General features: G+C 69.4%; 23 protein-coding genes and 1 tRNA gene. 13 read left to right on the top strand and 11 right to left on the bottom strand.

Annotated features, from left to right (window positions below):
- The first annotated feature begins 32 nt into the window (after nucleotides 1-32).
- Nucleotides 33-1,835 (top strand): sensor histidine kinase, encoded by a 1,803-nt coding sequence (locus tag D8670_RS10060; protein WP_121817979.1) that lies wholly within the window; start codon nucleotides 33-35, stop codon nucleotides 1,833-1,835.
- On the opposite strand, the gene D8670_RS21505 is transcribed toward D8670_RS10060, so the two are convergent.
- The 3 genes from D8670_RS21505 to D8670_RS10075 are packed head-to-tail and all read right to left on the bottom strand — an operon-like array spanning nucleotide 1,822 to nucleotide 4,414.
- Nucleotides 1,822-2,574, bottom strand: a complete 753-nt coding sequence (locus D8670_RS21505) for an ABC transporter ATP-binding protein (RefSeq protein ID WP_121817980.1) — start codon at nucleotides 2,572-2,574, stop codon at nucleotides 1,822-1,824. The genes D8670_RS10060 and D8670_RS21505 overlap by 14 nt on opposite strands.
- A complete protein-coding gene (locus D8670_RS21510) occupies nucleotides 2,565-3,374 on the bottom strand; it encodes an ABC transporter permease (RefSeq protein ID WP_121817981.1) in 810 nt (269 codons plus the stop codon). The genes D8670_RS21505 and D8670_RS21510 overlap by 10 nt, the downstream gene beginning before the upstream one ends.
- Complete coding sequence (locus D8670_RS10075; RefSeq protein ID WP_121817982.1) at nucleotides 3,371-4,414, bottom strand: ABC transporter substrate-binding protein; 1,044 nt, start codon at nucleotides 4,412-4,414, stop codon at nucleotides 3,371-3,373. Before D8670_RS10075 ends, D8670_RS21510 begins: the two co-directional genes overlap by 4 nt.
- Before the next feature lie 231 nt (nucleotides 4,415-4,645).
- Between D8670_RS10075 and D8670_RS10080 the strand changes: the two genes are divergently transcribed.
- The 3 genes from D8670_RS10080 to D8670_RS10090 all read left to right on the top strand — a co-directional run bounded on the left by D8670_RS10080 (nucleotide 4,646) and on the right by D8670_RS10090 (nucleotide 7,273).
- The gene (locus D8670_RS10080) at nucleotides 4,646-5,767 is read left to right on the top strand and encodes a pyridoxal phosphate-dependent aminotransferase (protein WP_121817983.1); all 1,122 of its coding nucleotides are present in this window, start codon (nucleotides 4,646-4,648) and stop codon (nucleotides 5,765-5,767) included.
- A gap of 93 nt (nucleotides 5,768-5,860) precedes the next feature.
- Complete coding sequence (locus D8670_RS10085; RefSeq protein ID WP_121817984.1) at nucleotides 5,861-6,712, top strand: UbiA family prenyltransferase; 852 nt, start codon at nucleotides 5,861-5,863, stop codon at nucleotides 6,710-6,712.
- Nucleotides 6,713-6,805: 93 nt separating this feature from the next.
- Entirely contained in the window at nucleotides 6,806-7,273 is a 468-nt protein-coding gene (locus D8670_RS10090) for a GNAT family N-acetyltransferase (protein WP_121818582.1), read from the top strand.
- Between the two features lie 54 nt (nucleotides 7,274-7,327).
- Here the strand turns inward: D8670_RS10090 and D8670_RS10095 are convergent, their stop codons facing one another.
- On the bottom strand, nucleotides 7,328-8,506 hold the full coding sequence (locus D8670_RS10095) for a redox-regulated ATPase YchF (RefSeq protein WP_121817985.1): 1,179 nt from the start codon (nucleotides 8,504-8,506) through the stop codon (nucleotides 7,328-7,330).
- A gap of 326 nt (nucleotides 8,507-8,832) precedes the next feature.
- On the opposite strand from D8670_RS10095, the gene D8670_RS10100 reads away from it, so the two are divergent.
- Nucleotides 8,833-9,810 (top strand): transcription initiation factor IIB, encoded by a 978-nt coding sequence (locus D8670_RS10100; RefSeq protein WP_121817986.1) that lies wholly within the window; start codon nucleotides 8,833-8,835, stop codon nucleotides 9,808-9,810.
- Nucleotides 9,811-10,011: 201 nt separating this feature from the next.
- On the opposite strand, the gene D8670_RS10105 is transcribed toward D8670_RS10100, so the two are convergent.
- On the bottom strand, nucleotides 10,012-10,638 hold the full coding sequence (locus D8670_RS10105; protein WP_121817987.1) for a phosphoribosyltransferase: 627 nt from the start codon (nucleotides 10,636-10,638) through the stop codon (nucleotides 10,012-10,014).
- A 141-nt stretch (nucleotides 10,639-10,779) separates the two neighbouring features.
- Between D8670_RS10105 and D8670_RS10110 the strand changes: the two genes are divergently transcribed.
- A complete protein-coding gene (locus D8670_RS10110; RefSeq protein WP_121817988.1) occupies nucleotides 10,780-11,175 on the top strand; it encodes a DUF2267 domain-containing protein in 396 nt (131 codons plus the stop codon).
- A gap of 35 nt (nucleotides 11,176-11,210) precedes the next feature.
- On the opposite strand, the gene D8670_RS10115 is transcribed toward D8670_RS10110, so the two are convergent.
- Nucleotides 11,211-12,065 carry a polymer-forming cytoskeletal protein gene (locus tag D8670_RS10115; protein ID WP_121817989.1) on the bottom strand — a complete coding sequence of 285 codons (855 nt, stop codon included), beginning with the start codon at nucleotides 12,063-12,065 and terminating at the stop codon, nucleotides 11,211-11,213.
- Nucleotides 12,066-12,200: 135 nt separating this feature from the next.
- On the opposite strand from D8670_RS10115, the gene D8670_RS10120 reads away from it, so the two are divergent.
- The gene (locus tag D8670_RS10120) at nucleotides 12,201-12,398 is read left to right on the top strand and encodes a DUF5800 family protein (RefSeq protein ID WP_121817990.1); all 198 of its coding nucleotides are present in this window, start codon (nucleotides 12,201-12,203) and stop codon (nucleotides 12,396-12,398) included.
- A 25-nt stretch (nucleotides 12,399-12,423) separates the two neighbouring features.
- Here the strand turns inward: D8670_RS10120 and D8670_RS10125 are convergent, their stop codons facing one another.
- Nucleotides 12,424-12,861, bottom strand: coding sequence for a VOC family protein (locus D8670_RS10125; RefSeq protein WP_121817991.1), 438 nt, complete (start codon nucleotides 12,859-12,861; stop codon nucleotides 12,424-12,426).
- 89 nt (nucleotides 12,862-12,950) lie between these two features.
- Entirely contained in the window at nucleotides 12,951-13,529 is a 579-nt protein-coding gene (locus D8670_RS10130) for a DUF7097 family protein (RefSeq protein ID WP_121817992.1), read from the bottom strand.
- 76 nt (nucleotides 13,530-13,605) lie between these two features.
- Between D8670_RS10130 and D8670_RS10135 the strand changes: the two genes are divergently transcribed.
- Together D8670_RS10135 and D8670_RS10140 are read left to right on the top strand one after the other, a co-directional pair.
- The gene (locus D8670_RS10135; RefSeq protein ID WP_121817993.1) at nucleotides 13,606-13,956 is read left to right on the top strand and encodes a DUF192 domain-containing protein; all 351 of its coding nucleotides are present in this window, start codon (nucleotides 13,606-13,608) and stop codon (nucleotides 13,954-13,956) included.
- An 80-nt stretch (nucleotides 13,957-14,036) separates the two neighbouring features.
- Nucleotides 14,037-15,584 (top strand): (R)-citramalate synthase, encoded by a 1,548-nt coding sequence (locus D8670_RS10140; protein WP_121817994.1) that lies wholly within the window; start codon nucleotides 14,037-14,039, stop codon nucleotides 15,582-15,584.
- Nucleotides 15,585-15,623: 39 nt separating this feature from the next.
- On the opposite strand, the gene D8670_RS10145 is transcribed toward D8670_RS10140, so the two are convergent.
- A complete protein-coding gene (locus D8670_RS10145) occupies nucleotides 15,624-17,066 on the bottom strand; it encodes an amidase family protein (protein ID WP_121817995.1) in 1,443 nt (480 codons plus the stop codon).
- A gap of 173 nt (nucleotides 17,067-17,239) precedes the next feature.
- On the opposite strand from D8670_RS10145, the gene D8670_RS10150 reads away from it, so the two are divergent.
- On the top strand, nucleotides 17,240-18,415 hold the full coding sequence (locus D8670_RS10150; RefSeq protein ID WP_121817996.1) for a tubulin/FtsZ family protein: 1,176 nt from the start codon (nucleotides 17,240-17,242) through the stop codon (nucleotides 18,413-18,415).
- Between the two features lie 114 nt (nucleotides 18,416-18,529).
- Here the strand turns inward: D8670_RS10150 and D8670_RS10155 are convergent.
- Nucleotides 18,530-18,614 (bottom strand) — tRNA-Ser (locus D8670_RS10155).
- Between the two features lie 101 nt (nucleotides 18,615-18,715).
- Between D8670_RS10155 and D8670_RS10160 the strand changes: the two genes are divergently transcribed.
- Nucleotides 18,716-19,666, top strand: coding sequence for an AAA family ATPase (locus tag D8670_RS10160; RefSeq protein WP_121817997.1), 951 nt, complete (start codon nucleotides 18,716-18,718; stop codon nucleotides 19,664-19,666).
- A 39-nt stretch (nucleotides 19,667-19,705) separates the two neighbouring features.
- Here D8670_RS10160 and D8670_RS10165 read toward each other — a convergent pair whose 3' ends face one another.
- Nucleotides 19,706-20,281: a DoxX family protein gene (locus D8670_RS10165; protein ID WP_121817998.1), complete on the bottom strand. Its 576-nt coding sequence runs from the start codon at nucleotides 20,279-20,281 to the stop codon at nucleotides 19,706-19,708.
- Nucleotides 20,282-20,615: 334 nt separating this feature from the next.
- Between D8670_RS10165 and D8670_RS10170 the strand changes: the two genes are divergently transcribed.
- Both D8670_RS10170 and D8670_RS10175 read left to right on the top strand, forming a co-directional pair.
- A complete protein-coding gene (locus tag D8670_RS10170) occupies nucleotides 20,616-21,212 on the top strand; it encodes a hypothetical protein (RefSeq protein ID WP_121817999.1) in 597 nt (198 codons plus the stop codon).
- Entirely contained in the window at nucleotides 21,209-21,853 is a 645-nt protein-coding gene (locus D8670_RS10175; protein WP_121818000.1) for a QcrA and Rieske domain-containing protein, read from the top strand. Before D8670_RS10170 ends, D8670_RS10175 begins: the two co-directional genes overlap by 4 nt.
- The last annotated feature ends 1 nt before the right edge of the window (nucleotide 21,854 follow it).

A 21,854-nucleotide genomic window follows, 5' to 3' on the forward strand; every position in this document is an offset into this window, starting at 1 on the left:
TCGTGGTCCGGTCTCTGTTATCTGACAATCGAATGACCGGCCCTCAGCAGCGACTCCTCCTCGTCGGCGACGAGGGGGTCGCCGACGACGTCGCCGCGACCGTCGACGACGCCACCGTCGAGGCGGCGGACCACGGCGCGGCGGTGCACGGCGACCTCGACGCGGGCGACTACGACGGCGTTCTGGTCGCGGACGGCGGCGCGGACGCGACGGACGCCGTCCGCGAGGTCGCGGCGGACGACGAGGCGCCCGACGTCCTCCTCGTGACGACCGACGGCGGCGGGATCGACGACGCGCTCGACGCCGGTGCCGTCGACTACGTCCGGACCGACGACCCGCCGCGGGTCGTCCGGCGTCGGATACGCGACCTCACGGGCGCCCGCAGCGACCGCGAGCGCGAACTCGACCGCTACCGGACGCTCGTGGAGACGGCCGGCGACGCGATGTACGCGCTCGACGCGGACGGGACGATAACGATGGTCAACGAGTCCCACGTCGAGTTCGCCGACCGATCGCGGGACAGCCTCGTCGGGTCGCACCCCGGCGAGCGCCTCGGCGACGAGGCCGTCGCGGAAGCGCGGTCGGTGATCCGGGAGATCCTCCGCGACGACGACCGGACGCGCGGGCGGGTGGAGTTCGAACTCGAAGACGCCGACGGCACCGTCCGGCGGTTCGAGGACAACCTGGCCGTCCTGACCGACGAGGCGGGGAACTACGCGGGGTCGGTCGGGGTCATCCGGGACATCACCGAGCGCAAGGAGCGCGAGCGCGAACTCGACCGCTATCGGACGCTCGTCGAGGCCGTCGGCGACCCGATGTACGTGCTCGACGAGGGCGGGATCGTGACGATGGCCAACGAGGCCATGGCCACCCACCTCGGCTACGACCGCGAGGAGATCGTCGGCACCCACACCGTCGAGTTCGTCGCCGACGAGGACTACGAGCGGGGGACGGAGCTCCTCCGGGAGCTGTACGAGGACGACGAGCGCGACTGGGCGACCTACGAGATGGACAGCGTCACCGCCGACGGCGAGCGGACCCCGGCGGAGAACAACGTCGCCGTGCTCACGGACGAATCGGGGGATTACGCGGGATCGGCCGGCGTCGTTCGCGACATCGCCGAGCGCAAGCGCCGGACGGAGGCGCTCCGGCGGCAGAACGAGCGCCTCGACGAGTTCGCCAGCGTCGTCGGCCACGACCTGCGGAACCCGCTGAACGTCGTCCTCGGCCACCTCGAACTCGCCCGCGAGACGGGCGAGACGCGCCACTTCGACGTCATCGAGGAGGAGATCGGCCGCGTCGAGGACCTGCTCGACGAACTGCTGGCGCTCGCCCGGCAGGGGAAGGTGGTCGACGAGCCCGAGGCGGTGTCGCTGGTCGCCGTGGCGCGGGCCGCCTGGGACGGCGTGGCGACCGGGGACGCGACGCTGGAACTGCCCGAGAACGACCTGACGGTCGAGGCCGACGAGACGCGGCTCCGGGAGCTGTTCGGGAACCTCTTTCGCAACGCCGTCGAGCACGCCGGCCCCGGCGCGACGGTGCGAGTCGGCACGACGGCGAAGGGGTTCTACGTCGAGGACGACGGGCCCGGCATCCCCGAGTCGGACCGGGACCGGGTGTTCGACCGCGGGTACACGACGGCCGACGACGGCACCGGCCTGGGCCTCGACATCGTCGAGCGGATCGCCGAGGGGCACGGCTGGACGGTGACCGCGACGGCGAGCGGGGGCGCCGACCGGGACGCCCGCGGGCGGTTGCTCAGGGGGTCGGGAGGCGGTCAAGGCGGGTCCGGCGGGGCCCGGTTCGAGTTCCGGACGGCCTTCAATCGCCGATGAGGGCCCGGACCCGCTCCCTGTGAGCGACGAACGAGTCGCCGGTGGTCGACCGCGGACGCGACAGGTCGACGTCGACGATCTCGCGAACGGTGCCGGGTTCGGTGCCCAACACGACGATCCGGTCGGCGAGTTTCACCGCCTCCGTCACGTCGTGCGTGACGAACAGCACCGTCTTGCCGGTCTCCCGCCAGACGTCGAGGATCTCCTCGTGGAGCATGTCTCGCGTCTGCGCGTCGACCGCGCCGAAGGGCTCGTCCATCAGGAGGAGGTCGGGGTCCACGGCGAGCGCGCGGGCGATGCCGACGCGCTGTTTCATCCCGCCGCTCACCTGCGACGGGTACGCGTCCTCGAACCCGTCCAGACCGACGAGGTCGATTAGTTCCTGCGTTCGTCGCTCGCGGGCCGCCGCGTCGACGTCCTGCTGTTCGAGGCCGAACCGGACGTTCCCGCGGACCGTCCGCCAGGGGAACAGGTGGTACTCCTGAAAGACGATCCCGACGTCGGTGTTCGGTTCGGTGACGGGGCGACCGTCGAGCCGGACGCTGCCGCTCGTCGGAGCCTCCAGACCGCCGATGATCCGGAAGAGGGTCGTCTTTCCCGACCCCGACGGCCCGACGACGCAGACGAACTCGCCGGGGGCGACGTCGAAGGAGACGCCCCGTAGCGCCTCGACCGCGCCGTCGCCGGTCTCGTACGTCTTGCTCACGTCCTCGACGCTGACCTTCGGGTCTACTGCCACGCTAACGCCCTCCGTTGCAGGCTCCTGAAGGTGGAGTCCACGAGCAGGAACATCAGGCTCAGCACCAGGATGTACGCGATCACCACGTCGACCGCGAGGTTGTTGCTCGCCCTGATGATCGTCTGTCCGATGCCCGGGACGCCGAACAGTTCCGCCGCGACGACGAGCATCCAGCACCGGCCGATACCGGTCCGAACGCCGGTCAGTATCTCCGGGAGCGCCGCCGGGAGGACGACCTTCCGGACCAGGCCGAGGTCGCTCCGGACCCCCAGGCTCCGGGCGACCTCGACGAGTTCCTCCGAGACGTTCTCGACGCCGCCGTACGTCGCGTAGAAGTTGATCCAGAACCCACCGGCGGCGACTATGAACGCCGCGCCGGCGTGGTTGATACCGAACCACGCGATGGCGAAGCCGATGAGCGCGATCGGCGGCACCGGCCGCAGCACCCGCACGACCGGCGTGAACGCGTCGTCGGCGAGGGTGCTCCAGCCCATGACCACGCCCAGCGCGACGCCGAGGACCGTCCCGACGAGGGTCCCCGGTGCCCAGTGGCGAACGCTCTGAGAGAGGGCGTCGAGCATGGCCCCGGAGCGCAGTTCGGCGACGAACGTCTCCGCGACGGACGCCGGGCCGGGGAGGATGTACGGGGGCTGCGTCCCGGCGAGCGCCCACCACACTGCCAGGAATCCGGCGATCCCGGCGACGCCGCGGACGAGCCTGCGGACGTTCCAGTCTCGTCGGAACGGCTCCGCTGTCGTAGACTCCTCGCCGAGTCCGCTCTCCTCGGTCGTCTCGCTCATTCTGTGACGGCGTCGTAGAGGGAGTAGTCGAAGACATCGTCGAGGCTCAGCCGCTCGTCGGTCTTGCCGAGTTCCGCCGCGTACTCGGTGAATATCTCCGTCCCGTTCTCGATCTCACGGGGGTCAGAGACGAAGTTCGAGATGGGCGAGTCGAGGGCCCTCCGGGCGGTCTCGACGGACAGGGTCTCCTCGCCGATCACCGTGCTGGCGTGCTGTGCGGTCGCGTCGGGGTCGTCGTTGACGAACTCGGTCGCGCGGACGTGCTGCTCGACGAACTGCTCGCCGACCTCGCTGTCGCGGACCTCGTCGTTCATCAGCGCGACCGCCGCCGGCTGCCCCGGCATGAAGTCGGGCGCGATGGCGAGCGGCTGGTACGGGTCGCCGTTCTCCTCGGTCAGCGTCGGCACCGGCTCCATGATGCTCGTCCCGTCGATCTCGTCGGTCGCGAGTCCCTGCCTGACGGCGTTCGCGCCGCCCATGCCGATGATCTCGACGTCCTCGCCGGGTTCGAGTCCCTGCTCGTCGATGAGCCAGTAGCGGAGCAGGATGTCGGGGACGCTCCCCTCGGGGAACGTGCCGAACGTGAACTTGCGGCCCTCGCGCCGCTCGAACTCGGCGAAGGCGTCGGCACCGTGTTCCTCCCACAGCGGCATGAAGTCGTCGCGGGCCATCAGCATCATCGGCTCCTTGATGTTGGCCGCGACGACCTTCGCCGCGATCCCCTTGTCGATGACGATCATCGCGGGAACGACGCCGAACAGACCGATGTCGATCTCGCCGCTCGCGTACGCCTGCACGATGCTCGGGCCGTCGGTGAACTCCTTCGCGTCCACCGCGGCGTCGATCTCGTCGAAGTACCCCTCCTCCTGCATCACGAAGTGCTGCATGTCGGGGTAGATCGGCATGTACGCGACCGTCAGTTCGTCCGCGCCGCCACCGCCGCCGAGCGCGTTGCAGCCGGCGAGGCCCGAGATACCCGCGGCAGCCGCGCCGCCCAATCCGCGCAACGCGTCGCGTCGAGAGAACGTGCTCCGGTTCACAGTTACCCGGTCTAGTCGGGTCCGGTTTATCCGTCGCCGGAACCCGGTAATAACCGCGGCCGTCCGCGCCCGCCGTAGCTGCGGAAAAGCGGTTCTCCGCCGGCAGAGACATGCTTAACCGGTGATCCCTTCGCCGATTCGCGTCACAGATAGCGGCCGGTGTTTCCGATACTCCCCGCTGCCGAAGGCGGACCACCCACAGTTATGCTGTCGGCCATGCCGGTGTAGCACATGACGGAGTTCTCACGGCGGGTCGAACAGGTGTCGATCAGCGGCATCCGCGAAGTGTTCGAGGCGGCGGGCGAGGAGGCGATCAACCTCGGCCTCGGGCAGCCGGACTTCCCCACGCCGGGCCACGCCCGACAGGCCGCGGTCGAGGCGATCGAGGCCGGCTCGGCCGACGCCTACACCTCGAACAAGGGGACGCTCCCCCTCCGGGAGGCGATCAGCGCGAAGTACGACCGCGACAACCGGTTCTCGGTCGACCCCGAGAACGTCATCGCCACCGCGGGCGGGAGCGAGGCGCTCCACCTCGCGATGGAGGCCCACGTCGACCCGGGCGAGGAGGTCATCTTCCCCGATCCCGGCTTCGTCTCCTACGACGCGCTGACCCATCTCGCCGACGGCACCCCGAAGCCCGTCGGCCTGCGCGAGGACCTCACGATGGACCCCGCGACGGTCGAGGAGGCGATCACCGAGGACACCGCGGCGTTCGTCGTCAACAGCCCCGCGAACCCGACCGGCGCGGTCCAGAGCGAGGACGACATGCGGGAGTTCGCCCGCATCGCCGACGAGCACGACGTGCTCTGCATCTCCGACGAGGTGTACGAGTACATCGTCTTCGACGGCGAGCACGTCTCCCCGATGGCGTTCGCGGAGAGCGACAACGTGGTCGTCGTGGGGGCCTGCTCGAAGACGTACTCGATGACCGGCTGGCGGCTCGGCTGGGTGACCGGCTCCCACGAGCGCATCGAGCGGATGCTCCGCGTCCACCAGTACATGCAGGCCTGCGCCAGCGCGCCGGCCCAGTACGCAGCCGAAGCGGCCCTGACCGGGCCGCAAGACCCCGTCGAGGAGATGGTGGCGGCGTTCGAGGAGCGCCGCGACGTCCTGCTCGACGGCCTCGCGGACATCGGCCTCGACACGCCGACGCCCCGCGGCGCGTTCTACGCGATGCCGAAGGTCCCGGAGGGATGGGTCGACGAGTGCATCGACCGCGGCGTCGTCGTCGTCCCCGGCGAGGCGTTCGGCGAGCACGGCGAGGGGTACGCCCGCATCTCCTACGCGACCGGGACGGAGGACCTGAAGGCGGCGCTGGAGGTCATGCGCGAGGCGGCGAACGCGGTGCGGTAAGCGGTCAGCGTTCCAGAGACGTACTCCCGGGCCGGTCGTCCAGCGGGACGATCCGCCCCGACCATTATGTTCGCTCCGTCCTTTTGTGAACCCATGCCACTCTCGCGCCGCGGGAGCGGACCGGAACCGGCGCTCAGTGCGCTTCTCTCGCAGGTCCACCCGGTGTTCATGCTGCCGCCGCTGGCGGCGTCGCTGTTCGGCGGCGTCCTCGCCGGCGGCGTCGACCCGGTCGTCGCGGGGCTACACGTCGTCGCCATCTTCTCGGCGGTGTACACCGCCCACGTGAAGGACGGCTACGTCGACTTCCACGTCCGCGGCGAGGACGACGACCACCCGCTCACCGAGCGCGGGTGCAGGGCCGCCCTCGCCGGCGTCTCGGTCCTGTTCGCGGCGTGTCTCGCCGGCCTCTGGGTCGCCGTCGGTCCCGGCGCGGCCCTGATCACGCTGCCGACGTGGCTCATCGGCTTCCACCACGCCCCGCAGCTGGACATGAACCCGGTGACGGCGACGACGGGCTACCCGCTCGGCATCGCGGTCGCACTCGTCGGCGGGCACTACGTTCAGGCCGGTGCCCTCGGCGCGACGGCGCTGGCGTTCGGCCTCGTCTTCCTCGTCCTGCTGTCGGGCGTGAAGGTGATCGACGACGCGCAGGACTACGACTACGACCGCTCCATCAGCAAGCGGACGGTCGCCGTCGTCCTCGGCCGGGAACGGGCGCGGACGGCCGCGTTCCTGCTGATGGCGACCGCACTCCTCGCCGTCGTCGCCTTCGCCGTCGCCGAGCTGTTCCCGCCGTCCAGCGTGCTCGCCGTCCTCGCGTTCGGGGCCGTCGCGCTCGCGGCGCGGCGGGCCGACCCCGAGACCGCGACGATGCTGCTGGTGCGCGGGTCGTACGTGTTCCTCGCTGTGCTCGTCGCAGCGGTGTGGTTCGAGCCGCTGGGGTGAGTCGTCTCCTCGATTCGCCGGCGCGGCCGTTCGGTGCGCCAGAGCGTCGCACACCGGGTGAAGCCTGAAGGGACCGCGCCGGGGACCCCGAGTATGAAGCTCGTCGAAGCCACCGCCGACGACCTCGACGCGCTCGTCGAGCGCTGGTGCGACCTCGCGACGTCGATGGAGGAGTACTCCGACCTGAACGAACTCGCCGACGCGGACGTCGACGATGCCGCCGCCGACGGCTTTCGCGCTCACCTCGACGACGAGGACGTCACCGACTACCTCGTCGTCCACGAGGACGAAACGATCGGCTTTCTCACGCTCCGCGAGGGCCGCCACCCCTCCCGGAAGTACTCGAAGTACCTCCGGATCGTGAACGTCGCTATCGACGAGAAGCACCGAAGTCGGGGCCACGGCACGGCGGTCGTCGAACGCGTGAAGGAACTGGCCCGCGAGCGGGGCTGCGACCACCTCAAGGTCTCCTGCGAGTGGGAGAACGAGGACGCGCGCCGGTTCTACCGCGACGCCGGCTTCCGGCCGAAGCAGGTCGACTACGCACAGCCGTTAGAGTGATCCGCCGCGATCGTTCGAAACGCAGGTAAAACCGCGGTTTACGGCGGCGTGTCCTCAGTTGGTGCTGACGATCTTGATCACGTCGCCCTCTTCGAGTTCGTAGCTGTCGCCCACTTCGCGGCTGGAACGGGCGTTAACCGCGTGGAGGTAGCCGTCGCCAATGTCGCTGTGGACGGCGTAGGCCAGATCGACCGGCGTCGACCCGCGGGGGAGCAGGAAGGCGTCGGGAAGGACGGTGCCGGTCGCGTCGGTCCACTTCGAAGCGTCCTGCACGGGGTAGGCGGTGACGCGGTCGAGCAGGTCGTAGACGGCGTGGTTCAGCGCGGCCTGAACGCCGGTCCCGCCGTGCTCGGCCATCGCGTCGCGGAGGCCGTCGAGCGCGGCGCGCTGCTCGTCGCTCACGTCGCCGACGATCTCGAACTCCTCGTCGCCGGGGTCGTAGTCGACGACGCCCGCGTCGGCCGCGTTGCGCAGGGCGAGTTCGCCCTCCGCCGTGGTCGGGATCACGGGCTTGTCCAGGTCGAGCAGGCGCTCGACGTTCTCCTCGGGCGCGACGTCTATCTTGTTCGCGGCGACGATGATGGGCTTCGTGCGCCTGCGGACGTCGCGGGCCAGCGCCTCCTTGTGCTCGTCGGTCCACTGCTGGGGCTCGTCCGGGTAGTCTATCGAGCGGAGGCTGGCGGCGACCTCGGCCTCCGTCGCGCCGAACCCGGTGAGCATCTCCGCGAGCGCGTCGTCGATGTCGAAGTCGGGCGACCGGGACTTGCGGGTGACCGACTCCCAGTTGCGGTCGACGATGCCCGCCAGCCAGAGGTCCATCTCCTCCTCGACGAAGTCGATGTCGTCCATCGGGTCGTGCTCGCCGACCTCGACGGGTTCGCCCTCCTCGTTCGTCGCACCGCTGGCGTCGACGACGTTCACGATCGCGTCGGCGTTCGTGAGCTCGTCGAGGAACTGGTTGCCCAGTCCCTTCCCCTCGTGGGCGCCGGGGACGAGGCCGGCGACGTCCAGCAACTCGACGGGGACGTAGCGCTTCCCGTCGCGGCAGTCGTCGCTGTCGCAGCGCTCGTCGCGGTCGAGGCAGGGGCACTCCGTGCGGGCGTGGGTGACGCCGCGGTTGGCGTCGATCGTCGTGAACGGGTAGTTCGCGACGTCGACGTCGGCCCGCGTCGCCGCGGTGTAGAACGTGGACTTGCCGGCGTTCGGCTTCCCGGCAAGCGCGATCGAGAGCATAGGGGACCTACCGGGGACGCCGAAAACTGCCTTTCGGTTCCGCGGCCGCGCCCGGATCGATCCACGAACGGACACGATCATGAATGTACATGATGAGCAATACCGTTGAGACGCAAACGAGCCTGTGCGGCTGGTTTCAGTTACCACGGGTGGCTCGAAACGGGCCCGTTACTACCCCTACGCGGCGCCCCCTGATTGTGCGCACCCAACAATATTGGCGAAAGGTTTAAATACCTGTCGACCCTGTGTTTGAGTAGGAAACGAGGCTTCCGGTCTTCTTCGGGTTTTTCCCCACCGGTAGTCCTGTCCTCCACGGTGAGACCATCATGACAGATACAAGCATCCGAACTCACGAGACCCAAGTAACGAACGCCGAACGAGAGGCGACGCAGGAGGAGGCGCGAGAGGACGAGACGGTCTGCCCCGAGTGCGGCGGCGACCTCGTCACCCAGAGCGGCGAGACCATCTGCGAGGACTGCGGCCTCGTCGTCGACGAGGACAACGTCGACCGCGGCCCCGAGTGGCGCGCGTTCGACTCCAAGGAGAAAGACGAGAAGTCCCGCGTCGGCGCGCCGACCACGAAGATGATGCACGACGAGGGGCTGTCGACCAATATCGGCTGGCAGGACAAGGACGCGTACGGCAACACCCTGTCCTCGCGCCAGCGCCAGAAGATGCAGCGCCTGCGCACCTGGAACGAGCGCTTCCGTACGCGCGACTCCCAGGAGCGTAACCTGAAGCAGGCGCTCGGCGAGATCGACCGCATGGCGTCCGCGCTCGGTCTGCCCGAGAACGTCCGGGAGACCGCCAGCGTCATCTACCGCCGCGCGCTCGAAGAGGACCTGCTCCCCGGCCGCTCCATCGAGGGCGTCGCGACGAGTTCGCTGTACGCCGCGGCCCGCCAGGCCGGCACGCCGCGCAGCATCGACGAGGTCGCGAACGTCAGCCGGATCGACGACCAGGAGTTCAAGCGGACGTACCGCTACATCGTCCGCGAGCTCGGCCTCGAAGTCCAGCCCGCCGACCCCGAGAGCTACGTCGGCCGGTTCGCCAGCGAGCTCGACATCTCGGACGAGGCGGAGCGCCGCGCCCGGGAGCTGCTCCAGAACGCGAAGGACGAGGGCGTCCACAGCGGCAAGTCGCCGGTCGGCCTCGCGGCCGCCGCCGTCTACGCCGCGCCGCTGCTCACCAACGAGCAGATCACCCAGCGCGAGGTCAGCGAGGTCGCCGACATCTCCGAGGTCACCATCCGCAACCGGTACAAGGAGCTGCTGGAGGCCGAAGGCACCATCGCGCCGGCATGATCACCTCGGTCCTCACCGCTTCGCCTCTTCTCTGACGCCGTCTCGCAGTCGACGACCGCGATAGCGCAGTAACGCCGCCTGATTCTCCGAGCGACGCATCGGCCGAGTGACGACGCCGTTTCTCACAGCGACCGACCGCATCGATAGCGCCGACGACCGGGCTATCGAGGACGCGGTCCTCGCCGGGACTGGCGCCCCCGCTCACGACGACCCTCCGCGGAGGTACGACACCGCCTCCTCGTCGGACACCTGTCCGAAGTCGCGATAGTGCGCGCCGACGGCCCGGAAGTCCCGCGGCGTCTCCAGCGCGAACACGTCGTCGGCCTCCCGGCGGAGTTGGTCGATCGAGTCCGGCGGCCCGACCGGCACGGCGAGCGCGAGGTACGACGCTCCGGCGTCCCGGACCTGCCGGAGGCAGGCGGTCGCCGTCGCGCCGGTGGCGACGCCGTCGTCGACGACGACCACGCGCTTCCCGGTCACGTCGGGCGGGCGCTCCCGGTACGCCCGGGCCTTGTCGCGGGCGTTCTCGGCCTCCTTCCGGCGCTCGCGTTCGAGGTACTCTTCGTCGACCCCCAGCCGCGCGATCAGGTCGTCGTTGCGGTAGACGCTCCCGTCGCTCGCCGCCGCGCCCACGGCGAGTTCGGGGTTGTCCGGCGCGCCCATCTTCCGGGCGACGACGACGTCGAGGTCCGCGCCGAGCGCGTCGGCGACCGGACGGGCGACCGGCAGTGCACCGCGCGGGATGGCGAGGACGAGGTCGGCCGTCACGCCCCGGCGTTCGAGGTGTTCGGCCAGCTGACGGCCGGCGTCGGTCCTGTTCCGGAACATGCTCTCCCAAGTCCGGAACTAGGGTCGCCTGCGCGCATAAATCCGCCCCAGCGAATCATCGAGTCGCTTATTCACGGCGACCCGAGAGGTGACCGGCCACTTTTACCCTCCCCGGTTCTCGCCGCAACTGGGGGAGAGAAAATGGACTTCAGCGGTTTCACCGGCGAAGTGCAGCACCGACTCGAACTGGGCACGCAGGGCGAAGCGGTCCGCGCCACCCGTGCGGCCCTCCAGACGCTCGCCGAGCGGCTCCACGAGGGCGAGGCGACGGACCTGGCCGGGCCGCTCCCGATGGAGATAGACTGGTACCTGGAGAGCGCCGACCACGGGCAGCGCTTCGACTGGGACGAGTTCGTCGACCGCGTCGGCGAACGCGCCGGCGTCGAGGAGTCGGACGCCGTCTTCTACGCGCAGGCTATCGTCGCGCTCGTCGGCGACCTCGTCCCGGGGAGCGAACTCGACGACGTGCGGAACGGACTCCCTGGGGAGTTCGACGCGCTGTTCGAACTCGTCGGCGAGGAGGAGGCGTTCGACTGAGCGCAGCGGGGCGAGCGCCGCGAGCGGACGACCGATCACTCGATCTCGCGGCCGTCGGGCTTGAGCATCCGGATCTCGCCGCTGGCGCGCATCGCCCCGTCGACGGCCGCGCCGTCGGCGAGTTCGAGCGAGCCACAGGAGACGTCGCCGAGCACCTCGGCGTCGGGCGCGAGCTCGACCTGCCCGTTGCGGGTCGTGACGTCGCCGTGGATCCGGGTACCCTGGCCGACGCGAATGTCGCCGCGGGCGCGGAGGCTCCCGAACACGTTGTCGTCCTCGCCGACCTCGATCGATTTGGCGCGGATGTTGCCGTGTATCCGGCAGTCGTCGCCGATGGTCGCGGGCGTGGAGACGCGCCAGGCATCGTCGTTGACGGTGGCGTTGCGCGGGATCACGAGGGGGTCGTGTTCCGAGTCGTCCTCGTCGAAGACCTCGCCGACGAGCTCCTGCGCGGCCTCGTCCTCGCCGATGCGCAGCAGCTGCGAGAGGTAGACGAACAGGAAGACGATGGTGGGCATGGGGTTGCGGATGACGATCCAGCCGTTCGCCTCGAACCCCTCCTCGATCTCCACGTCGTCGCCGATGTCGAGGTCGCCGCTGACCATCAGCTGGCCGCCGACGTGGACGCGCTCGCCGAGGTAGGCGTCCTCGCCGACGAGGACGTTGCCGACCACGTCGCACCACATGTCGAGCCGGCAGTCGCCTTCCGCCTCGATGTCGCCGCCGAACTGGACGCCCTCGCCGGCGAGGACGTTCCGGCCCCGGACGCCGAACTCGACGGTGCTCCGGTTGCCGACGACGACGTCTCCGTCGGTCACCAGGTCGTGCTCCTCGACGGTGGTCCCGTCAGGGATCGCCAACTCGTCGAGGGGGTTCGTACTGAAGGGCACACGATACCTACTCCGTTGGTCGATAATAAACCCCCCGCGAGCGTCTGACGCTCGTCAGACGCGGCCGGCGTAGCGTTCGTCGGAGCGCGGACGGGGTTCTTCAGGTTTTTATTCGCGAGAATCGTATCGCGTGATATGACTACGCTCTCCTTCGACGACAAAGGCGTCGACGTCGTGTACCAGGGCACCGAGTTCCGCCTGGAGAAAGCCCTCATCGAGGAGGCGATCCAGAAGGACTACCGCGACACGACCGACCACGAGGTGTTGCAGATCGTCGCGGAGGACCCCGACCTCAACGGCGAACCGCGCCGCGTCGGCGACATCCTCCGGTAGGCCTCGCCGCGGCCGACGCGGACCGTCACAGCGCTTCCGGGTCGAACCGCCGGTTGCGACCCTCCCACTCGCCGCCGCCGTCTCCCCGCGTGTCGAGGTACACCTCCAGCCCGTTGCCGTCGGGGTCGTCGAAGTAGATCGCCTTGCTGATCCCGTGGTCGACGGGCGCGACCTCGGCGTCCCGCTCGCGGACCCGTCGGTAGACCGCCTTGAGGGCCTCGGCCGTCTCCACCTCGAACGCCGCGTGGTACATGCCGACGCCGGGACCGGGGCCCGGCGCGTCCGCGCCGACGCCCTGCAGGGCCACGTCGTGGTGGCGCTCCCCCCACGAGAGGAATGCGAACCGGTCGTACCGCTCCTCTGTCTCCAGTCCCAGCACGTCCGCGTAGAACGCGATCGCCCGCTCGACGTCCCGAACCTTCAGGTGTACGTGGCCGACCAGATGCGGCCGCGACTGACTCATGCAACCCTATCGCACGTACTCCGTGAAAAGGCGAGTGGCCGAGGCGGCGTTCGTTGCCGCTTTCCGGGATGTCCGCCGGTCGGAACGCGCTACTCGTCGTAGCGCTCGGCCGCCGACTCGAACCCCAGTTCGGACTGCTCGCGACTGCGCCGGTCCTCCTTCTCGGCGATCGCCTCCGGGTCGGGCGCGGCGTCGTCCGTGACCCGCGCCCAGGACTGGTGGACCTTCGCGTGACACCACCGACAGAGGTATACCGTGATCTCGTGCGAGAGCGTCTCGCCGCCCCGTGCGTAGGAGAGGTGGTGCTCCTCCAGGAGCGGGCGCTCGTCGGAGTGGGCCATGCGGCGCTCCTCCAGTCCGCACCGGACGCACTCGCGGTCGCGGTTGCGCGAGCGGAAGTGCGGGCAGTCGGCCCACTCCCAGTCGCTATCTCGCGAGTCGCTGTGCTCCTCGCTCGATTTTTTCGAGGCGCAAAACGCCTCGCGCTCGGGATCGACCACCGGACACGCGAAGTCGTCGGCGCGCCGATCGCGGGCGAACGCCTCGTCCTGCTCTGGGTGTTCGAAGGCGAACCGGCAGCGCCCGTCGTCGGTCAGGTGGTCGCAGACGCCCGCGTGCTCGTACGGGTCGTCGACGCCGACGGAGGTCCCCTCGGGCGTCTTCTCCATATCCGGAGATCGGCGGGGAGCGGTTTGAATCCCCCGACACCGCAACGCTTTTTCGCGCTCCCGGACACCCTCGCCCGTGCGACTGGTCCACGACCCCGCCGACGGCGACGCTCGGACGCTCGCGAGCGACGTCGAGACGGCCGACACCTTCGCAAGCCGGCTGTTCGGCCTGATGTTCCGCTCGGCGGTGCCCGAGGGCTACGCGCTCGTCTTCCCGTTCGACGGCGCGAAGCGCCGAGGCATCCACACCGTCTTCGTGCGGGTTCCGATCGACGTGGTCTGGGTGGCCGACGAGAGGGTGACCCGCGTCGAGACGCTCGCCCCCTGGCGGAGCGTCGCCCGCGCCGAGGCTGACACCGTGATCGAGCTCGCTTCGGGGGGTGCGGACGGCGTGAACGCCGGCGACGCGGTCCGTATCGTCGACTGAGCGGGTCGAGCGCAATATCTGTCGCAACGAACGGTTTATACCGGCCCCTCTCCCAAGGACCAACTGGTTAATCATGACCGGTGGCCGATTTATTCGGGGTTCCTCCCGAATCAACTAATCTCACAGACGGTGCCGACGTACAGCTTCTCGACACGACGCTACGGGACGGGGAACAGGCCCCGGGGATCTCGCTCACGCCCGAGGAGAAAGCCGAGATAGCGGAAGCGCTCGACAACGCGGACGTCTCGACCATCGAGGCGGGCAGCGCGTGCACGGGCGAGGGCGAGCGCCGGACGATCCAGCGCGTCACGGACCTCGGGCTCGACGCGCGGATCACCAGCTTCGCCCGCGGCGTCCGGGGCGACGTCGACCTCGCGCTCGACTGCGGCGTCGACGGCGTGAACCTCGTCGTCCCCGCCAGCGACCGCCACGTCGAGACGAAGGTGGACACGACCCGCGACGAGGTCGTCGACAACACGGTCGACCTCGTCGAGTACGCCAAGGACCACGGCCTCTGGGTCGAGGTGATCGGCGAGGACGGCTCCCGCGCCGATCTGGACTTCCTCGAACGCCTCATGGAGGCGGCGTTCGACGCGGGCGCCGACCGCGTCTGCTACGCAGACACTGTGGGTCACGCCGGGCCGGAACGGGCCGTCGAGGTCGTCTCGCGGCTCTCCGAACTCGGGCCGGTCAGCACGCACACCCACGACGACCTCGGACTCGGCGTGACGAACGCGCTGGCGAGCGTCGCGGCCGGGGCGGACCTGGTCCACGCGACGGTCAACGGCCTCGGCGAGCGCGCCGGCAACGTCGCGCTCGAGGAGGTCGCCATCGCGCTCGACCACTCCTACGACGTCGAGACGGTGGACACCACGCAACTCTACGAATTAGGCCAGACGGTCGCCCGCGCGACGGGCGTCCAGACCGCGCCGAACAAGGCCGTCACGGGCGCGAACGCCTTCACCCACGAGAGCGGCATCCACACCGACGGGACGCTCAAGGACGACGCGATGTACGAGCCGTACCCGCCGGAGAAGGTGGGCCGCGAGCGCCGGATCGTCCTCGGCAAGCACACCGGCCGCGCCGGTGCGCGCGCCGCGCTCGAAGAGCACGGCGTCGAGGTCTCCGACGAGGAACTCACGGAGGTCGTCAAGCGAGTCAAGGAGATCGGCGACCGCGGCAAGCGCGTCACCGACGCCGACCTGCTCGCCATCGCCGAGGAGGTCACCGGGCGCGACCGCGAGCGCCGCGTCGAACTGAAGGACCTCACCGCCGCCAGCGGCGGCGGCACGCCCACCGCCAGCGTCCGCCTCGAAGTCGACGGCGAGGAGCGCGTCGCCAGCGGCACCGGGAGCGGGCCGGTCGACGCCGCCGTCTCCGCGGTGCGCGAGGCGCTCGGCGCGGCGGCGAACGCGACGCTCGAGTCCTACCACGTCGACGCCATCACCGGCGGCACCGACGCCGTCGTGACCGTCGAGGTGGAGATGAGCCGCGGCGACCACAGCGTCACCGTCGCCGCCAGCGACGCCGACATCACCAACGCGAGCGTCAAGGCGATGGTCGACGCGCTCGACCGCCTGCTCACGACGCCCGGCGAGGACGAGCAGCCGGTGCTGGCGGACGACTGAGCGGCGCGGTTTCTTTTCCGAGCCCAGTCGTAGCCGCGCTTACCGCTCCTCTACCGCCGCGCCCACCCGCACCGCCGTCGCCTCGTCGTCGTACCCCGCGACAGCCTGGAACCCGACGGGCCGACCGTCGACGTCGCCGCAGGGCACAGAGATAGCCGGGTGGCCGGTGAGGTTGAACGGCCCGGTGTGGGCGATGGTCCGCAGGAGCGACTCGTCGTCGTCGATCTCGCCGAAGTCCGGGGCAGTCATCGGCGTCGTCGGGAGGACGAGGGCATCGCGCTCGCCGAGCGCGTCCTCGACCGCCCCGGTGAACCGCCGGGCGGCGTTCCGCGCCGCGACGTACGGTTCGCCCTCCGTGCGCTCGGCGAGGGCGCGGCCGAGCACCAGCCAGTCGCGGACGTTGTCGCCGACGGCGTCGGCGTCCATCTCTGCGACCGCCGCGCGCCACGCCTCGCTGTAGCCGGTGCCGGAACCGTGGACGACGCCGTTGTTGTCGACGAGCGAGGTGAACTCCGTCGCGACGATAGTCGTCACGAGGATCGGTAGCTGCGCGAACCCGTCGAAGGAGACGCGGTCGACGGTCGCACCGGCGTCGGCCAGCGCGTCGACGGTCGCGTTGACGCGCTCGCTCACCGGGTCGTCCGCGCCGGCCATCGCCGCCTCGATCACGCCGACGGAGAGGTCAGAGGCGTCACCGTCGGCCGCGTCAACGAGGCCGGACCGCGGCGCTCGGCCGCGCATCGAGGGGTCCCGCGAGTCCGCGCCGCCGATCGCTTCGAGCGCGCGGGCGGCGTTCGCGACCGAGTCGGCGAGCGGGCCGACGTGGTCGAGCGACGGGGCGAGGTCGGCGAAGCCGAACCGGGAGACCGTCCCGTGGGTGGGCTTCAGGCCGATGACGCCGCAGAAGGAGGCGGGGATGCGGATGGACCCGCCGGTGTCCGAGCCGAGCGCAACGTCGACCTCGCCGGCGGCGACCGCCGCGCCGCTTCCAGAGGACGACCCGCCCGGGGTCGCGCCGTCGACCCGCGGGTTCCGGATGGGGCCGTGCGCGCACGTCTCGCCGGAGGTGAAGTACGCGAACTCGTCCATGTTCGTCGTCCCGACCACCTCGGCCCCGGCGTCGAGCAGGCGCGAGACGACCGTCGCGTGGTACGAGGGCGTGAACTCGACCGCGGCGGAGCCGCAGGTCATCGGCACGCCGGCGACCGCCATGTTGTCCTTGACCGCGGTAGTGACCCCGGACAGCGGTCCGTCCTCGGCCGGGTCGGTCTCGAAGCGATACAGGAAGGCGTCGTGGGGGTCGTCGCCCTTGCGCACGTCTGCGGCCGGCTCCGCCTCGGGCAGATCCGGTTCGATGTCCCCGACCAGCGCCTCGGTGTTCGTCAGTTCCGCCGCGTACGCCTCCACGCCCGCCTCGTCGAGGTCGATCCCGTAGGTCGCGGCGGCCTCGCGGACGGCGGCCGCCGGTTCGGAATTTGTCATGTGTTCACGCCCCACAGATCACGCAGAGGACAATAGGCGTTGGCGAAGCGGAAGGCGACGACCGCGGCTCCGGTGGGTCGTTAGTAGCTGGTAACTACACGGCAGCCGATCGATCGGCGATTGTGACGTAGTATCATACGCATCCGTGTTGCCAACACGGCACAGGGGATCCCATGAAACTCGCACTCATCGCGGTCGGTCAGGCCGGCGGGAAGATCGTCGACGAGTTCCTGGCCTACGAGCAGCGGGCCGACGCGGACTTCATCGCGGACGCCACGGCGATAAACACCGCGCAGGCCGATCTCCGGGGACTCGACTACGTCCCGGAGGACAAGCGGGTGCTCATCGGTCAGTCCCGCGTCGGCGGTCACGGCGTCGGCGCCGACAACGAACTCGGCGCCGAGATCGCCGCCGAGGAGGCGACCGAGATCGTCGCCGCGACCGACGACGTGCCGGTGAGTCACGTGGACGCCTTCCTCGTGGTCGCGGCGCTGGGCGGCGGCACCGGGAGCGGCGCCGGGCCGGTGATCGCTCAGGAGCTCAAGCGCGTGTACACGAACCCCGTCTACGGTCTCGGCATCCTGCCCGCCAGCGACGAGGGCGGCATCTACACCCTCAACGCCGCGCGGTCGTTCCAGACGTTCGTCCGCGAGGTCGACAATCTCCTCGTCTTCGACAACGACGCCTGGCGGCAGTCCGGCGAGACCCTCAGGACCGGCTACAGCGAGATCAACGCGGAGATCGCCCGCCGGTTCGGCGTCCTCTTCAGCGCCGGCGAGACGAACACGGACGACGACGTCGCGGAGAGCGTCGTCGACGCGAGCGAGATCGTCAACACGCTGGCCGGCGGGGGCGTCTCCACCGTCGGCTACGCCTCCGAGGAACTCGTCCCGGAGGAGAACCAGGGCGGCCTCCTCTCGCGGTTCACCGGCGGCGGAACCAGCGAGCCCGACCCGAGCGAGGCGACCAACCGGATCACCAGCCTCATCCGGAAAGCGACGCTCGGCCGCCTCACGCTGCCCTGCGACGTGGAGAGCGCCGAGCGCTCGCTGTCGGTCGTCGCCGGCCCGCCCGAACACCTCAGCCGGAAGGGCATCGAGGAGGGCCGCCGGTGGCTGGAGGAGGAGACCGGGTCGATGGAGGCGCGGGGCGGCGACTACCCGCTGCGCTCCGACTCGGTCGCGGCCGCGGTGTTGCTCTCGGGCGTCACGGAGGTGCCCCGCGTCACCAAGCTCCAGATCATCGCCAACGAGACCCAAGAGAACATCGAGGAGCGCCAGAGCGGCGAGGAGAGCGCCCAGGAGCAACTCATAGGCGAGCAAGGCGAGGACATCGACCCGCTGTTCTGAGGTCGCGGGCGGCGTTTCGGTCGGCGACGCGTCGCGGTTCGGCCGGCGGAAAACACTCGACCGTCGCGAACGGCGCGTAGAGCGTTCGCTGGCCGTCGTCGTTCCGCTGAGAAGCGCCGAGGAGGAGATTTGAACTCCTGAGTCCTTGCGGACAGTTGCTCTCGAAGCAACCGCCTTGGCCGGGCTAGGCTACCTCGGCTACATCCGTCGATTCGACGTTATCGAGTTTATGGGTTTCGGTTCGGATACGTCTCACCTATCGACCATCAAAAATAAAGCGAGCGAGCGCGGACGGGAACCATGGACGTCCCCGAAGCCAACGAGGAAGCGCAGGCGATCCTCGACACGGTCGGCAACGCGGTCATCGCCGACCGGGAGTTCCTGGAAACCGTACTGCTCGGCGTTCTCGGCCGCGGTCACGTCCTGCTCGAGGATGTGCCCGGGACCGGCAAGACCCTCACCGCGCGGTCGTTCGCGACGGCGCTCGGCCTCTCTTTCAGCCGCGTCCAGTTCACGCCGGACCTCCTCCCCGCCGACGTGACCGGGACGCACGTGTTCAACGAGGACACCGGCGAGTTCACGTTCAACGAGGGCCCGATCTTCGCGAACGTGGTGCTGGCCGACGAGATCAACCGCGCGCCGCCGAAGACCCAAGCCGCCCTGCTGGAGGCGATGGAGGAGGGGCAGGTGACCGTTGACGGCGACACCCACGACCTCCCCGACCCCTTCTTCGTCATCGCGACCCAGAACCCCGTCGAGCAGGAGGGGACCTTCCCCCTCCCCGAGGCGCAGATCGACCGCTTCATGGTGAAGACGAGCCTCGGCTACCCGGAGCTCGAAGGCGAGGTGGAACTGCTGGAGCGGCGCCGGTCGCGCGAGACGCAGAGCCCCGAGGCCGAGCCCGTGGTCACGCCGGAGACGGTTCGGGAGCTCCGACTCGTGCCCGAGTCGGTCCGCATCGAGGACGAACTGCTGGAGTACGTCGCGAAGGTCGCGCGGGCGACCCGCGAGGACCGCCGCGTCGAGGTCGGCGTCTCCCCGCGCGGGACCCAGCGACTGTTCGAGACCGCCCGCGCTCGGGCAGTGTTGGCCGGGCGGGAGTACGTGACGCCGGACGACGTCAAGCGCATCGCCGACCCGGTGCTTGCTCACCGCCTCGTGCTGACGCCGGACGCGACGGTCAACGACGTGCCGAAGCGGTCGGTCGTCGAGAGCGTGCTGGACCAGGTCCCGGTGCCGACGATAGAGTAGGTTCGGGAAACGAGCGCCGCAGTTCGGTGCAGAAGGAGATTACCCGAGGACGTACTCGAGTTTGGGGTACTTCTCGACCAGCGGCGTGCCGTCGATCTCGTACCGCTCGACGTAGGCGTCGAGGCCGAGGATGCGGCCGGCGCCGAAGGCCGCCACGGCGAGGAACACGAGCATGTACGCGAAGTCGCCGTTGATCACGCCGTGGGCGACGTCCCAGTTACCGAAGTAGAACATCGCCATCATGAGCGCGCCGAAAAACGCCGCGAGGCGGACGACGGCGCCGACGAGCAGGCCGAGGCCGATGAGCAGTTCGCCCCACGGGACGGCGACGTTCGCGAACTCGACGAACCACGGCGTCGACCCCATCCACGCGAACAGGTCGGCCAGCGGGTTGCCGTTCGTGGCGGCGACGTGCGTGAGGTAGCCGCCGGCGCTGAACGGTTCGGCCGCGACGATCTTGGTGAAGCCGGAGTAGGCGAACGCGTAGCCCATCATGAGCCGGAGCGAGAGGACGAACCACGCGCTCAGGCTGTGGGCACGCCCCTCGACGGTGTAGCCGCGGATCGTACTTCGGAAGGTGTTGCGAGTTTCTGTGGAGATTGGTTGTGCAGACATGATAGGAGAACGCTCCTACTCCTATCAACGCGCTATGAGTATATTAAATTACTGAGGCATTCTATATCATGGTTACGAATAAGTTATAGCGATTATTCGCCCCTCTCCCGTTCGAGTTTCGCGCCGGACGCTTACGGGTGCGCCTGCGCCCGAACCATCACGGTCGTTCACGAACATGTTCCTTCCTCTCGCTTTCACTTTATTTCATATCTTTCACTACCCCTCACAATACAAGTGAATTCGCTGCATGGCAGACAATGTGTCACACTATACCTCATTCCCGTGGCTAAGTGGACTCAGGCGACAGGTGAGTCGGAGCGGAGCGGGGTGACCGATGCGGCGTCCGACCATCGTCATCGGTGTCATCGTCGCCCTGGTGCTGACGCCGATGTGGATCGTCGCGATCCAGGGCGAGGCGCCGACCGCCGAGGTCGAGATCGACCACAGCGTCAGCGAGATCCGGCCGCTCGACGGGTTCGTCGACACGCCGAACAAGCTCTCGCCGAGTCAGGTCGGCGTGATCGTCTGGATGGCGCTGTTCGCGCTCTTCGGCGTCGTCGCGGCGGCGCATCGGTTCATGAACGCGGCGGTCAGACCGCCGGAACGGGGGACGGTCGAGGCCGACGAGGAGGTGACCGCCGCGGACGGCGGCGTGACCGCTCCTAGATGGATGCGCACCCCCGACCGGTGGCTCGTCGAGTACCACGACGCGTCGGAGGGCGTCGAGGGGATCGCCGCGATGGGCGGTCTGACGGTGCTCGCCATCGTCTTCGCGGCGCTTTTCTCCGCCGAGTACCTGACGCTCGCGCGAACCCAGTACTTCGGGGTGTACGCCGCGGGGATGTTCCTGTCGCTCGCCGGCCTCACCGTCGCGTACTACGCCTGGTTCATGCCTCACGTCGAGGTCGCAGAACGGAGGGGACACGGATGACGGGGACCGACGAAGGGGACGAGGCCGCTGTTCCCTGCGATCGGTGCCCGTGTTCCCGCGCGGACCCGACGCTCTTCGAGGACGACCGGGCGGAGATAGAGCGCCGGGACGTCGCCAAGGGCCTTGCCACGGTCGGCGGGCTGACGGTCGTCGGCAGCCTGGCCGCGCCGCTGGCCGGGCTCACCCAGGTGTTCGAGCGGGAGTACTCCGGCCCGGTGTACAGCGACAACGTCGCGCTGGTCGACGAGGAGGGCGAGCGGATCACCGAGGACTACCTGGAGTTCGGCGACCACGCGACGGTGTTCCCCGAGTCGAACCCCGGCATCGAGGACGCGCCGACGCTGCTCGTCCGCTTCGAGGAGGGCGAGTACGGCGACGCGACGAACACCGAGTGGGTCGCCAGCGGGTACGCGGCGTACTCGAAGGTGTGCACCCACGCCGGTTGCATGGTGTCGGACATCGACGACGCGACCCTCGTCTGTCCCTGTCACGCGGGCAAGTTCGACCCGCTCGCGGGGGCCAGCGTCGTCGGCGGACCACCGCCCCGAGCGCTCCCGCAGCTCCCGATGCGGCTCTCGGAGGAGGGACACCTCGTCGCGACCGACGATTTCGAGGGGGCCATCGGTCCCGGGGGGGACTGAC

This window comes from Halostella limicola (assembly GCF_003675875.1).
Classification (GTDB): domain Archaea; phylum Halobacteriota; class Halobacteria; order Halobacteriales; family Natronoarchaeaceae; genus Halostella; species Halostella limicola.